Origin of the sequence: Bradyrhizobium sp. 2TAF36 (assembly GCF_052114925.1) — a bacterium.
In the GTDB taxonomy this organism is placed as follows: Bacteria; Pseudomonadota; Alphaproteobacteria; order Rhizobiales; family Xanthobacteraceae; genus Bradyrhizobium; species Bradyrhizobium barranii.
In genome coordinates, this window is record NZ_JBFRFR010000019.1 from 17,636 (window position 1) to 30,849 (window position 13,214).

A 13,214-nucleotide genomic window follows, 5' to 3' on the forward strand; every position below is an offset into this window, starting at 1 on the left:
GCGGCAATATCGGCTTTCGGCAGATGGGCCGGATTCAAAATCTGAAAAACAACCCCATGCACAGTAGCCGTCAAGAGCCGGGAGGCCAGTCGCCGCGCATCGCGGAAACGGACGGCAAGCGAAGGCGCGGTGTCAGGAATTCGACCTAAATACCTGATCTAATTATATATAAAGATATTCCATAATATACCTTATGCGAATTACGGATATGGCGGTCCGGGCTGGGTGCCACCTGCGCATGGTCGCCGAAATCCCTCCCCACCGTTCATGGTGAGCCGCCTTGCAGGCCGTGGCGTCGCGGCGCATCGCCGCGCGCGGACTCAGCTGTGCATTCTTCTGAACGGGTGACGCTCGCGCACGGCGTCACCCGAGATGGTCCGGCCGGCAGTCAGGACGGCGCGGCGAAGTCGTAGGAGATGCGTCCGGCGGGCAGATAGAACAGAGCGATGACGGCGCCGCCGCGCACCTCAGGATAGTGCCGGCTGCCGGGATCGGGCGCGGTCCAGCCGGGCCCTTGCCAGCCCTGCAGCCCCTTGAGCTCGGCGCCCTTGTCCATCGGCACGACCAGGTTCAGTTCCCCGTATGGGTGACCGTGATATTGCCCGCGGAGCACGTCGTGGTCGTCCTCGTCCTTGAAGCGGCGCGGATCGGTGCTGTTCATGTAGACGGCCGTGATGCTGAACTGGAATGTCTCGGGCGTCGGCTCCAGGATGCGGCTGCGCCGGTAGTTCGGACCGTCGACCTCCTGGTTGGCCGCCCAGCCTTCCTCGACGCCGCGCTTAATCAGCCGCGCCAGGTCCTGGTAGAGCTGGCTGCCCTCGCCGTAGGTTTGGTTGAGCCACCGCTCCATCTCCGCGCCGGGCGTCATGTCCTTGACCTCGCGGAGAAACGGAATGCTGCGCGCAATCAGGTCGTCTCGGCTTGCCATGGCGTTGTCCTTTCCATTTGGGTTGCACTTTGTTCTTCAAAGCCCGCGAACGAGGCGAAGTCCGCGATGTCCGCGCGCGGCATCAGCCTGCCCGCGATTTGGTCCCTGGCACGGCCGATCGAAATGCCGCACACGACCATTTGCTCCGCCGGGATCGACAGCAGCGGACGCAGGATCCGGTGGTATTTCGAGAACGTCTCCTGCGGACATGACTGGAGCCCATGGCCTGCCGCAGCCAGCAGCACGTTCTGGATGAACATGCCGAGGTCGAGCCAGCTGCCGACCTCCAGGCGCCGGTCGATCGTGACGATCAGCCCGACGGGCGCGCCGAAAAACGCATAGTTCTTGGCGGTCTGGCCGCTCCTGGCTTTGATATCGGCCTGGGCAATGCCGAGCGAACCGTAGAACAACCGGCCGAACTCCTGTCGTCGTTGCAGGTAGGGTTCGGGCAGGTCACTGGCGTAGTATCTGTATTCCGACATATGCGCGTCGCGGGCGGTTTCGTGCGCCTCGCGCAGCGCCACCGAGACCCTGTCTTTGGCATCGCCGGCCAGCACGTAGACGTGCCAGGGCTGGATATTGGCGCCGCTTGGCGCAAACCGCGCCACGCGCAGAATTTGCTCGATGGTCCCTCGCCCGACCGGCGCGCTTGAGAAGTCGCGGCATGCAAATCGGCCTGCGATGATCTCGTCGATGCCGCTCTGCACGGCTGCGCCCTCGCCGATCATGGCTGCTTCAGGAGCGGACATCCGCCTTGCTCCATCGGCCGGAAGGCTTCCTCGCCCGGAATCGTCGCCAGCAGCTCGTAATAGTCGAACGTGTATTTGGACTGCTCGGGCGACTTGACGCGAAACAGATACATGTCGCGGACCAGCCGGCCGTCCTCGCGGATCCGGCCATTTTTCGTCATGAAATCGTTCACGGGCATGGCGCGCATCCTGGCGGCTATGGTCGGCCCATCCAGCGTGCCGGCCGCCTGGACCGCCCTAAGGTAGTGCATCACCGCGCCATAGGTGCCGGCGTGGATCATGGTCGGGACCTTCTGGGTTTTGGCGATGAAGCGCTTCGACCACGCCCGCGTGTCTTCGTTCAGGTCCCAGTAGAACGCCGAGCTCAGCATCAGGCCCTGGGCGCTCTGGAGCCCGAGACTGTGAATGTCGGCAATGAAGACGAGCAGCCCGACCAGCTTCTGCCGCTGCGTGATGCCGAATTCGCCGGCCTGTTTGACGACGTTGATGAAGTCGCCGCCGGTGTCGGCGAGCGCGATCACGTCCGCCTTCGAGGACTGTGCCTGGAGCAGAAAGGACGAAAAATCCGGCGTATTGAGCGGATGTTTCACCGCGCCGATCACCTTGCCGCCCATGGCATCGATGACCTTGCGGCTGTCGGCCTCGAGTTGCGCGCCGAGGGAATAGTCGACCGAAATGAAGTACCAGGAGTTTGCGCCGAGACGCGACATCGCCCGCGTTGTTCCCTGCGACAGTGCATAGGTGTCGTAGGTCCAGTGAATTCCGGTCGGCGAGCATTCGTCGCCAGTCAGGCGCGACGTGGCGGCGCCGGTGGCGAGGAACAGTTTCTTCTTGTCCCGTGTGATGCCCTGCACCGCCAGCGCGACCGCGGAATTCGGTACGTCGAGGACGACCTCGACGTTTTCGTTTTCAATCCAGCGCCGGGCGATGGTCGCTCCCACATCGGCCTTGTTCTGGTGGTCTCCCGTGACGATCTGGATGCTGCGCCCCAGCACCTGACCACCGAAATCGTCGACCGCCATTTGCGCCGCGACCACCGAGCCCTGGCCGCCATTGTCGGCGTAGAGCGAGGACATGTCGGTGAGGACGCCGAGCTTGACCGGACCATCCTGCGCAATGGCCGGCGCCGTCGATAGCGCCAGTGCGACTCCGAGAATTCCGATCGACATCCCGCAGGATTTCATTGCCCATCTCCTCCAAATCCGGCGCCGCGATCATGACGGGATCGCGCAATTGCGGAAGTGAAACTCTTGCAGAGTGATCCTGAACCGCCTTCAGATTGGTGACGCGAACGCCCGGGCGTCGCAGTCCGGGCGCCCTGCTCGGTTGCGTCGGCTGCGTGGTTGGCCTTAACTGGAATCGATCGCAAGTACGCAACGGGCGCGCGATCCGCCTGCGACGGTGTCCTGCACGTGGCTGTTTCCTTCAAGACCCTGGACCTGAACCTGCTCAAGGTCTTCGACGCTGTGATGGAGGAGCGCAGCGTGCTGCGGGCAAGCCAGAGGGTCGCGCTCAGTCAATCCGCCGTGAGCCATTCGCTCGCCCGGCTCCGCGAGATGCTGGAAGACGATTTGTTCGTGCGCACGGCGACCGGCATGCAGCCGACCGCGCGCGCATTGACGATGGCGCCACAGGTTCGCGAAGCGCTGCGATCTCTCGAGGCGGCGGTCGAGCAGCCGCGCTTCGTTCCGGCGGCCTCCACCAGGCAATTCACCCTCGCCGCCAACGACTTCACCACGATGGTGCTGGCCTCACCGCTCCTGAAGATCCTTGGGCTTGAGGCGCCGGCGATCGACCTGATCATCAAGCCGGTGACACGGATCGACCTTGCCGAGCAGATCGACCTTGGTCGCATCGACGTTGCGATCGGCGTCTTCTCGGATCCGCCGAGCCGCTTCCGGACCTCGCTGTTGTTCGAATATGACGACGTGCTGATCCTCGGCGGAAAGCGCAAGCTCGGCCGGATCGACAACGCGGCCCTGGCGCGCATGCCGCTGGTCGTCGTCTCCTTCGGCGGCGAGCAGGAGGGCGCGATCGGGGGCTTCATCTCCGAGCGCGGCCTCGCCAGGCGATCGGAAATGTATGACCGTGCGGCACTCGAACGGGCATTGTCCGAAAGCGACCGGCCGCCGCGCATAGCGGTTTCACTGCCGCATTTCCTGGCGCTGCCCGCCCTGCTCGCGGACTCCGAATTGGCGGCCATCGTTCCGCGCCCATTGGCGCGGGCGTTCGAACAGGCGCACGCCATCACGACGTACGAGCTGCCTTACGCCACAACCCCGGTCGAGGTCCGGCTGCTGTGGCACGAACGTATCGAGGGCGAGCCATCGCATGACTGGCTTCACGATATCCTCAGGCGTGCGACCGCGGACCTCAGGCGTGGACGCTAGCTGGAGACGGTCTCAGTCGTGGTTCCATTTTCCATCGGGGCGTTCGGTTGGGGCGCGCGAGTGGAGGTTGTGCTAGACTGGGCGTCGCAGTCCTGTAGAGGTCAACGATACAAGGCGGTCTCAACCGCCGCTCAAGGAGCCCGTCATGCAGGAGAACGTCACCCGCGCGAACARCTCGCGCGCCATTCCGTTCGACGCCGCCAAGCTCGACCGTCTCATGGAGGCCGCCGGCCTCGACGTGCTGGTCGCGACCTCCAAGCACAATGTGCAGTACCTGCTGGGGGCCGAGCGCGCGATCTTCTTCGACTACATGGACGCGATGGGCGTCAGCCGCTATCTGCCGGTCCTGATCTATCCCAGGGGTGCGCCGGACAAGGCGGTCTATATCGGTCACCGTCTGGAAACCCATCAGCGTGCCGTGGCGCCGCCGTGGGTGCCGCAGGTCCGCACCGAATCCAATGGCTCGGTCGACGCGGTCACACGGGCCATTGGCCTGATCCGCGACGCCGGCGTGCCCTTGAAGCGGGTCGGCGTCGAGATGGCGTTCCTGCCGATGGATGCTGGAAGGGCGCTCGCTGACGCCCTGCCCGGTGCCGAGCTCAAGGACGCGCTGCTGGTGCTGGAGCGGCTGCGGGCGGTCAAGTCGGCGGACGAGCTGGCCAAGCTCAAGACGGCGTCCGAGCTCGTCATTGCATCAATGCTGGAGGTGATCGCCGCGCACGGGCCGGGCACCACCAAGCAGCAATTGTCGGACAGCTTGCGTGTCGCCGAGGCCAATCGCGGCCTGACTTTCGAATACTGCCTGCTGGCCTGCGGCAGCAGCCACAACCGGGCGCCGTCTGCGCAGCGCTGGGAGCAAGGCGACGTGCTGTCGCTCGACTCCGGCGGCAATTATCACGGCTATATCGGCGACCTCGCCCGAATGGCCGTGCTGGGCGAACCCGACAGCGAACTGAAGGATTGCCTGGCCGAGATCGAGGCGGTTCAGCGCGCCGCCTTTGCCGCGGTCCGACCGGGCGCCCTGGGCGGCGACATCTACGTCGCGGCTGAGCGGCAGCTTGCCCGGATCACCCAGCGCGACTGCACAGATTTCCTGGCCCACGGCATGGGTCTCGTCAGCCACGAGGCCCCTCGCCTGACCGCCAAGGGTCCGGTCCCCTACGACGACACCGACGCCCGGCTGCCGCTCGAAACAGGCATGGTGGTCTCGATCGAGACGACGATGAAGCATCCGAAGCGCGGCTTCATCAAGCTCGAGGATACGGTTGTGGTGACGGCGACGGGGTATGAGATTTTTGGCGAAGGTGGCCGGGGCTGGAATTTGGGTGGGAGTGCGCTTTAGCCTAAGGACGTTGCAAGACCCTCATGGTGAGGAGCGCGGCACGCGCGTCTCGAACCATGAAGGCCAGCCTCTCGCGTGTGGCCATCCTTCGAGACGCCCGCTTTGCGGGCTCCTCAGGATGAGGTGCGGAGTGTGGTGAAGCTGCGCAATTACCGCGTCAACAGCATCTCCAGCTGGCTCTGTGCCTTCTTCACCGCGCCCGCGAACCAGCTCTGGCTCGGCGCTTCCTTGGCGAAACACTTTGTGTAGGCGTCCATGGCCTGGTCTTCCTTGGCCATGGCGTCCTCTGGAGTCTTCCTGGCCATCATTTGCTTCCAGACTTTTTCGCAGGCCGGGATCTCGGCCGTCTTCACGGCATCGGTGACGGCGAGGAAGAAGACCTTCTCGCCCTGGATCGCGACGACATCGATTTCGTGCGGCGCGCCCTTCAGGTCGCCGTTGCCGCGCACGCCGAGCACGGCGACCCCGGCACTGGCGGATGCGGGCTTCGCGATCGGCAGCTCGGCATATTTGGCGAAGGCCGAGTCTTGGATGGCTTGATAGTAGAAGCGATCCGACTTGAAGGCTGCGGCGATCTCCTGCGGCAGGCCATCCTCGCGGTGCTCGCGCAGCCAGTGCTTGAGCAGACCTGTGGTGGTCACCACGGCCTGCATCTTGTCGCCTTCGGAGGCAAAGCCCAGACCGTCGAGATGGCCGAAGCCCGAGTCGCCCTTGAACAGCGTGTCGGCGTTCGACTTGCCCTCCGCCGGCAGCCCCTTGATCGTGACCGGTCCGACCAGGCCGCGCAGCACACCGGTCAGCTCGTTGAGCGCCGCATCGTGCTGCTTGAAAGTCTCGTCGCTCTCCTTGGCTTTGGAGAATTTTGCGATGTAGCGATCGCGCAGGTCGAGATAGTGCTGCTCGGGCGTGGCCGCGTAGGTGGGCGTCGCGAAAACGAGCAGGCAGAGCAACGCGAGCGATCTCATTGCAATTTCCGGAAGACTGGGAGCGATCTCCAGTCTTTGTGCCGGTGCCGGACGGGAAGGTTCATCGGCTCCTGAACTGCGAACGTGCGTGGCGGCCGGAGGTGTCGATGTACCCGTTTCAGGTTGACAAGAGCGGCCGTCCAGCGCCAAAATTCGATCGGGTCGATACACCCGCTGCCTGCGCCCTTTGGGGATGGTGAACGTATCAAAGTCGCCCTCACCCTCGCTATTGGCGAGCGGGTCGGCAAGGCAGGCACTGATCTTCTCCGTTCGCCGATACGGGTGCTCTCATGCGCGATTTCCGCGATGCGAAGGCCATGGCTCGTTCCTTGCGCGATGCCTTGAATGCCAAAGCCGTGCAAACCACTCACAGCGAAGCTTTGGAACTGATCGCGAAAGCGTTCGGGTACGAGAACTGGAATATTCTGTCGGCCAAGATTGATGCGGCGCAGCCGAGTGCTGGCGTGCAGAATCCTGCCCAGCAGGATCGTCCCATCTACTGTTCGTTCTGCGGCATGAACCAGCACGAAGTGAGCAAGCTGGTGGCCGGGCCGGCTGTCTTTATCTGCGACGAATGTATCGACCTATGCACCGATATCGTTGATGAGCAGCTGCTTCGCCTCATCGAAGGAGATGCAGACAGTGCTCGCGCCATGCCCACCGATAGACTGCTTCCCTATGTGGAGCACGCGAACAAAGGGGTGGAGCGCAATCGGCTGTTGTCGCAGAGCATCGAAAGGGTTTTTGCGCTTCGACAGAACGCCTCGGCGGCGAATGATGACGTGTTCAAGACATCCAAAGTCGCTCGATTGAGAGGCAAGACGTCCGACGAACTGCTGGCGATGAAGAAATTCTCGCTAAGTCAGTTGAAGCGTTACGAGCAGGCGCTGCAGACCGCGATGCCCATCGTCAACGAGCGGACCCGGTAAATGCGCAGACGATCGAGCGGCACGCCGGCCCTACTCCGCCGGCGTGAGCTGCTGCCGGCTCAGGCGCATCGCCGCCGTCTCGCGCGCCCGGACGCGGGCGCGGCGCTTGCGCCACCAGATCACGACGCCGGTGACCGACAGTGCCGCCACCACGAGGCCCATGATCGAGATCAGGATGCGGCCGAACAGCCCGACGATGCGGCCCGAATGCAGCGGGAATTGCGCCTGCACGAAGATGTCGGCGGCGGTGCCGACCCAGGGCAGCCGTTCGCCGATCGGGCGGCCGTCCTCGCTGTCGTAATAGAGCTGCGCCGGCCCGACGCCGCCGGCGCCGTGATCGTCGCCGGGATGGAAGAACGCCGCGGCATAGACGCCATGGGCCGGGCCGTAATTGATCGAGCCGACCGGGACGGTCCACCCTCGCCCCTTGCCGTCGGCCGCCGCGCGCGCAGCGATGTCGTCAAACGTCACCTTGGGCTCGATGGGATCGTCGAGATCGCGATAGGGCCGCTGCTCATAGGGCGTCGGCGTGTAGTTCGACACCATCTTCATCATCGGCGAGAACACCTCGAAATAGAGGTTCAGCGAGAACGCCGTGAAGGCGATGATGAACAGCACGCCCCAGGTCCACAGGCTGAAGGCGCGATGGATATCGAAATTGATCCGGTAGGCGCTGCCCGATGCCTTGATGGTCCAGGCCGGCGCCCAGCGCGCCCAGAAGCCCCGTTCGAGCTGGCGCGTGACCTGGGGTGCCCGCGCGGCCTTGGCGCGCCGTCGCGAGGGCAGCGTCAGATAGAAGCCGACGAAGCAATCGATGGTCCAGATGATGGCGATCACGCCGAGCACGCGCATGCCCCAGCGATCGCTGCCCCAGAATTCCGGGATGTGCATGGTGTAGTGGAGCTTGTAGAGGAACGAGACGAAGTTTTCGCGCGTCACCGGCCACACCGCGCCCCAATAGCGCCGGCCGAGCTCGACACCGGTGTTGGGATCGAGGAAAATCTGGTTGTAGTCGATCGCGAAGCGTTTTCCCGTCGCCGGATCGATCCGCGGCATCACGAAGAACCACAGCGAGTGCCCCTCCTCCGGCGTCATGAAGAGGTAGACGACGCGTGCGCGGGGATCGCGCTGCTCGATCATCTTCGCGAGCTCGATCGAGGGAAGCGCCGGGCCTTTGCTGGTGACATCGAACAGGTGGTGGTTCAGCACCTCGTCGATCTCATGATCCCATGAGATGATCGCGCCGGTGATGCCGGAGAAGAACAGGAATCCGGCCGTGAGCAGTCCCGCCCAGCGATGCAGCCTGCCGAATATCGCTCTCATCGTCTCGACTCTCATCAAGCGGGTCCGGCGCGCTGCGCCGGCGCTTCCACCGAGACCGTGGGAATTTGAGTTTGCGCCTGCACGGGCGCGAAGGGAACGCAGAGAGCGAATATGCTGACGGCGCCGAAGAAAAGCACCTGAAGCTGTCGAACAAGCGCATTGGAGCACGAACGAAGTTGGAAGTCTGACACGTCTATCGAGGTCCCACGCACTGCCGGCTTTGCCGGAATGATTTTTGGACTCTCGCCCTAACGCGGGGACATCTTCAGTGCGAGGGACGAGGAGTTAGAATCTATCGAGACCGGGGAATAAATCGTGCGACCAATGCGCCCATCTGCGCGTCGAGGCGCATCGCCGGCTTCTATGAGCACTTCGATATGGAATGCTTCTAGAGTGAGAACATTCGCCGCTTGTCCGCAAACGCGTGACAACGGCGGACTCGCTGCCGCGAACGAATGGCTGCGGCGACGATGCGACGGCTGACGGGAGCCCGGCAGTTCAACCTTGCGCGGCAATCATCGTGTTGAGCGCTTTAACGCTCGGCGCAAACAGCACTGCGACGCCCTTGTAGCGGATAAATTGCTTCATCTGGAACGTCACGGAGGCGTCCCCCGCAAGCGGAACCTGGAACCGGGTCTCGGCCTTTGGGTCTGCCCGGTTTCCGGTCAACGCATCCTGCGCGTTGGCCCCGTTCGGAAGGCGCATGTAGGCGTCGGCAAAGTCCGTCTGATGCATCCACCGCAGGATGGTATAGAATTGCTCGTTGATCCTGGCGAAGTAGAACAGCCCTACGATGCCGCGGTCCTTGCCGTCGTCCTCCGTGCCCTCCAGATGAGGGCCGTAGGAAAATCCGCGGCGTATGACTCGCGGCGGCCCCTTGGGGAAACGAATCTGATTGGCGAATTTCAGCGGCTGATCGCGGCAATTGACAATGCGAATGTGAGCCCCGAGCGGGCATTTGACGCCGTTTGGATCGTCGCCATAGCCGAAAGCATCGTTCAATTGCGGGGTCGACGGTGGTGCATCCGGAAAGCGTGACAGCGGCGACCCGTGTCGCCAGCGCCCCATCATCTTGGCCGCGATCCATTCCTCGGCCAGTTCCGGGCCGACATGCGGCGCCGCCTGCGGTGCATTCGCCACCAGGAATTTGTTGAAGGCCGCGACGTCCTGATAAAGCCACGACAGGCCGACGAACGATCCATCGCGCGCGAAGTCCTGCCACGGACCGGGCTTGAACGGTGCAGTGGGAAAATCGCTGTTCGGATAGCCGACGACGATCTCGCGACAATCGACGGCGTCGGAAGCCCTGGCAGCCGGCGCATCCTGCCAGTCAACATTGGGCGCGGTGATTCCATCACGATAGCCAAAATGCAGGCGGCCGTCGGCTGGCCGACAGCCGGACAGCGCGCCGTCGTCCCAACTTTCGAGTGACAATTCCCGGACACCGAAACCTGTCGCCGACTGCCGCACCTGCGCGAGGCAATCGGCTTTCTGCTCGGGCGTATCGAACCCGATATGGATGGCCAGATCGATATCGCCCGACTTGAACTTGCCATCCCACCATCCCGCCGGAGCGCTGGCGTCGAAGAAACCAAGCTGTGTCGCAATGCCGCCATCCGGCGCCTGCGCCGGGTCCACGAACGATACCTCGAATTGCTGCCGCCCCTGTGCGACGTCAAGGTCGGGGCGACCCGACATCAACGTCGCGATGCCGTTCCAACTGAACATGAAGTGGAACGCGGGACCATCTGCGTCCGGGCCCGCCCCCACCGCGGCTCGCGGTATCCATTGCCGCAGGAAGGACCTGGCACCGCCGGCGTCGCCAAACCTAAACAACAGAACCGCGAGTAGCGGCTTGGCGGAGCTTCGAGCGACGATCGCCTGCAAATTGTCGAGATCCACCATGGCGCCTGTCCTGCAAGAACGGTCAGCCGATAGGCAGCCTCAAAGCCGGCCTATCCCGAAAGCGCAAATACGCTGAGCTATTTCCCGAGCTTTGCCAGAATGTCTGCGACAGTCATGCCGTCGGTCGCAGTGCCCAGCGAGCGCGCGTTGTGGTTCTTCGAGAATTCGAAGAACGCATTGGGATCGTTGATGTCCAGGCCAGTCGTATCTGCCAGGGAAAATATCGCGGCAAATATCGGCGTGAGCGCTCGCCGGAAAAACTCCGTGTATTCCTGGTGCGTTCCCTCATATTCGGTGATGACCTGGATGTACTTGTCCTCGATGACGACGACCCGGGCGAAATGAACGATCCTGGACTGCTTCAGCGCCGCCGCGCTGAACCTTCTCAGTGAAGCTCGCCTCGAGATTCCGCAGCTTTGCCAGGGTCTCGGCATCCTGCTTGATCGGCAGCGTGAGATTGAGTGCATGGGTCATGGGAAATCTCCTTAAAGAATACAACCTTAAGATGGTATCACTCTCGAAAGGAATTGGAAGCAATCTTTTCGACCTGCGGCCGGCCGTCGCGTCGCGGGCCGTTCGAAAGGGGCAGCAATACTCCCCTGACAATTCGACCGCGAGCGCATGCGACCAGCGAACCAGCGCCGGTCGGCCTGCTGCGAACATTGTTGTCGCGCGACGAGTCTAGGCTTTGCCGGCGTGGCAGCACGAGCCGCCGGCGGCATCCTTCGGGTCGCCCGCTAGCACGCTGCGGCTGTTGCGCTCCGGCGGAATGTCGCCGGCGGCATTGGCCGAAAAGAATCCGGTCGGCTTCAGCATGAAGCCGGCATATTCGACCGGCATGATCGGAAAATCCTCGGGCTTGCAGACATGGGTGTGGCCGAAGGAGTGCCACACCACGAGATCTGTGTTCTCGATGTTGCGGTTCTGCGCGGCGTAGCGCGGCAGGCCGTCGCCGCCGGCATGGACGTTGGGATAATCGCCGCTCGCGTATTTCTCGTCCTTGTCGAAGGCCGTGACCCAGACGTGCTTCGTCGCAAAGCCGCCGCGCTTGCGCACGTAGCTGCCCTCCTGCGCCAGCATCAGCGGGCTCGGATTGACGACGAGCTTGTAGGCCGGCGCGTTGCCGACGGAGTTGGTCTCGTTGGGATTGCTGATCTTCCAGAACCGGCCGGTCTCGCCGTTCGCAATGGCAGCCGCATCACGCTCGCGCGACAGCACGCGCGTGGTGRTATCGAACGCATTGCCGTGCGGATTGTCCGCGCCCCAGGGCCGCGGCACGAACTCGTGCTCGGTGACCGTGTTGCCGCCGCCGTCGAGATCCATGTGCATGCGCACGTTGAAGAAATGCTGGTGCGTCGGGCCGCCCAGATTGTCGTCGACCATGCCGCCCCATTTGTATTTTTCGCCCGATGGCACGGCGGCGGTCTGGATGATGCCGGTGAGTTTTGTTTCGAGTTGGATCGTGCCGTCCTGGTACAGGTACCAGTAGAAGCCGTAGTCGTAATTGCCGACGGTGGCGAAGAACGAGATGACGAGGCGCCGCGAGCGGCGCACCTCGRACAGGCCGTTGCGGAATTCGTAGTGTTTCCAGGCAATTCCGTAATCTTCTTCATGCATGCAGATGGCATTCTGCATGACGAAGGGCTCGCCCTTGTTGTCGGCGGCGGGCACGTCGAAATAATGGATGTTGCCGAGACAGTCGCAGCCGAGCTCGAGCGCGTTGGCGAGCATGCCGAGCCCGTATTCCCCGGCATCGAACGCCGACTTCCAGAAATGGTTCTCGGTCGGATCGGCGTAAGGCACCACCATCTCGGTGACGCTGGCGCGATGGATCAGCGAGCGCTTGCGATCGCCGTCCTGGTAGGCAAGCTGATGCAGCACCAGGCCCTCGCGCGGCGTGAAGCCGACGCGAAAGCTCCATTTCTGCCAGTCGACGTTCCAGCCATCGACCTTGAAGCTCGCGCCCTCCGGCTGCTCGATATGCAGCGGCTTGATGTCGGTGCGCGGGTTTTTGACCTCGTGCGCGCCGTAATTCCGCTTCTTGCGCGGGATCGGCACGATCGGATCGGCGTCCGTGAGGTCGATGACCTTGCCGCCGATCAGGTCGACCACGGCGACCACGCCCTCGATCGGATGCGCGTAGCCGTTGTCCTGAAGGTGCTCGCGGAAAAAGCTGACGGCGCGCACGATACGGGCGCCGCGCTCGTACTCAAAATCGAAGAAGCCCGAGGAGAACGGATCGACCTGGACCAGCTCGATATCCTTGTCGGTGAGCCCGCGGCGGACCATCGCCGCGCGCCAGCCTGGATCGGCCTTCACCACGGCCTCGCACTTGAAAAATTCTTCCAGCATCACCGGCGGCTGCCCATAGGGCGCCTCGCGGTTCGGAATGACCTTGCGGCTGACGATCTCGTTGCGGCCGAGATCGACGATGTGCTCGATCGCCTCGCCCGTGGTGACGTCGAGCGTCAGCGCGAAGGCGCGGCGCCCTGCTCCGCCCGTAGCCAATTCCTGTTTGGTCGGCTCCTCCAGCCGGACGGTCGGGAAGCGGCAGTTCTCCGGCGAGGTCGCGGCGGCACGAACCAGCGTGCAGGCGGCCGTGATCTCTTCGGCTGTCAGAGGATCGAGCGGATGCGGTGCGGCCGCTTGAATCGGTGATTTGGCTTTGACGGTATCGAGCATG

General features: G+C 63.3%; 10 protein-coding genes and 2 pseudogenes. 4 read left to right on the forward strand and 8 right to left on the reverse strand.

Annotated features, from left to right (window positions below):
• Positions 1-388 precede the first annotated feature (388 nt).
• The 3 genes from AB4Z51_RS12840 to AB4Z51_RS12850 are packed head-to-tail and all read right to left on the reverse strand — an operon-like array spanning position 389 to position 2,861.
• Positions 389-928: a 4-hydroxylaminobenzoate lyase gene (locus AB4Z51_RS12840; protein WP_135213641.1), complete on the reverse strand. Its 540-nt coding sequence runs from the start codon at positions 926-928 to the stop codon at positions 389-391.
• A complete protein-coding gene (locus tag AB4Z51_RS12845) occupies positions 907-1,656 on the reverse strand; it encodes a nitroreductase (RefSeq protein ID WP_244623031.1) in 750 nt (249 codons plus the stop codon). The genes AB4Z51_RS12840 and AB4Z51_RS12845 overlap by 22 nt, the downstream gene beginning before the upstream one ends.
• Positions 1,653-2,861, reverse strand: coding sequence for an ABC transporter substrate-binding protein (locus tag AB4Z51_RS12850; RefSeq protein WP_135213639.1), 1,209 nt, complete (start codon positions 2,859-2,861; stop codon positions 1,653-1,655). Before AB4Z51_RS12850 ends, AB4Z51_RS12845 begins: the two co-directional genes overlap by 4 nt.
• A 228-nt stretch (positions 2,862-3,089) precedes the next feature.
• Here AB4Z51_RS12850 and AB4Z51_RS12855 point away from each other — a divergent pair, with 228 nt between their 5' ends.
• Together AB4Z51_RS12855 and AB4Z51_RS12860 are read left to right on the forward strand one after the other, a co-directional pair.
• Positions 3,090-4,067 carry a LysR family transcriptional regulator gene (locus tag AB4Z51_RS12855; protein ID WP_441497503.1) on the forward strand — a complete coding sequence of 326 codons (978 nt, stop codon included), beginning with the start codon at positions 3,090-3,092 and terminating at the stop codon, positions 4,065-4,067.
• Between the two features lie 145 nt (positions 4,068-4,212).
• Positions 4,213-5,409: a M24 family metallopeptidase gene (locus tag AB4Z51_RS12860; protein ID WP_441497504.1), complete on the forward strand. Its 1,197-nt coding sequence runs from the start codon at positions 4,213-4,215 to the stop codon at positions 5,407-5,409.
• A 149-nt stretch (positions 5,410-5,558) separates the two neighbouring features.
• Here AB4Z51_RS12860 and AB4Z51_RS12865 read toward each other — a convergent pair whose 3' ends face one another.
• Positions 5,559-6,374 (reverse strand): hypothetical protein, encoded by an 816-nt coding sequence (locus AB4Z51_RS12865; protein ID WP_441497505.1) that lies wholly within the window; start codon positions 6,372-6,374, stop codon positions 5,559-5,561.
• Positions 6,375-6,664: 290 nt separating this feature from the next.
• Here AB4Z51_RS12865 and AB4Z51_RS12870 point away from each other — a divergent pair.
• Both AB4Z51_RS12870 and AB4Z51_RS12875 read left to right on the forward strand, forming a co-directional pair.
• Positions 6,665-6,823: pseudogene (locus AB4Z51_RS12870) on the forward strand (glyoxalase superfamily protein); the annotation flags it as partial.
• 66 nt (positions 6,824-6,889) lie between these two features.
• Positions 6,890-6,983 (forward strand): annotated as a pseudogene (locus AB4Z51_RS12875) (ClpX C4-type zinc finger protein); the annotation flags it as partial.
• A gap of 350 nt (positions 6,984-7,333) precedes the next feature.
• Here AB4Z51_RS12875 and fsrB read toward each other — a convergent pair.
• The 4 genes from fsrB to AB4Z51_RS12895 all read right to left on the reverse strand — a co-directional run bounded on the left by fsrB (position 7,334) and on the right by AB4Z51_RS12895 (position 13,213).
• On the reverse strand, positions 7,334-8,626 hold the full coding sequence (fsrB, locus tag AB4Z51_RS12880; RefSeq protein ID WP_354079931.1) for a siderophore utilization protein FsrB: 1,293 nt from the start codon (positions 8,624-8,626) through the stop codon (positions 7,334-7,336).
• A gap of 498 nt (positions 8,627-9,124) precedes the next feature.
• Positions 9,125-10,531 (reverse strand): Dyp-type peroxidase, encoded by a 1,407-nt coding sequence (locus AB4Z51_RS12885; RefSeq protein ID WP_135213634.1) that lies wholly within the window; start codon positions 10,529-10,531, stop codon positions 9,125-9,127.
• Positions 10,532-10,608: 77 nt separating this feature from the next.
• Complete coding sequence (locus AB4Z51_RS12890) at positions 10,609-10,965, reverse strand: hypothetical protein (RefSeq protein ID WP_244623027.1); 357 nt, start codon at positions 10,963-10,965, stop codon at positions 10,609-10,611.
• Between the two features lie 247 nt (positions 10,966-11,212).
• Complete coding sequence (locus tag AB4Z51_RS12895) at positions 11,213-13,213, reverse strand: primary-amine oxidase (protein ID WP_441497506.1); 2,001 nt, start codon at positions 13,211-13,213, stop codon at positions 11,213-11,215.
• Between the last annotated feature and the right edge of the window lies 1 nt (position 13,214).

What these genes read in the sequence shown, in the direction of transcription:
- AB4Z51_RS12865 (WP_441497505.1), bottom strand. Translation starts at nt 6,374, where the DNA reads ATGAGATCGCTCGCGTTGCTCTGCCTGCTCGTTTTCGCGACGCCCACC.
- AB4Z51_RS12840 (WP_135213641.1), bottom strand. Translation starts at nt 928, where the DNA reads ATGGCAAGCCGAGACGACCTGATTGCGCGCAGCATTCCGTTTCTCCGC.
- fsrB (WP_354079931.1), bottom strand. Translation starts at nt 8,626, where the DNA reads ATGAGAGCGATATTCGGCAGGCTGCATCGCTGGGCGGGACTGCTCACG.
- AB4Z51_RS12885 (WP_135213634.1), bottom strand. Translation starts at nt 10,531, where the DNA reads ATGGTGGATCTCGACAATTTGCAGGCGATCGTCGCTCGAAGCTCCGCC.
- AB4Z51_RS12890 (WP_244623027.1), bottom strand. Translation starts at nt 10,965, where the DNA reads ATGCCGAGACCCTGGCAAAGCTGCGGAATCTCGAGGCGAGCTTCACTG.
- AB4Z51_RS12850 (WP_135213639.1), bottom strand. Translation starts at nt 2,861, where the DNA reads ATGAAATCCTGCGGGATGTCGATCGGAATTCTCGGAGTCGCACTGGCG.
- AB4Z51_RS12845 (WP_244623031.1), bottom strand. Translation starts at nt 1,656, where the DNA reads ATGATCGGCGAGGGCGCAGCCGTGCAGAGCGGCATCGACGAGATCATC.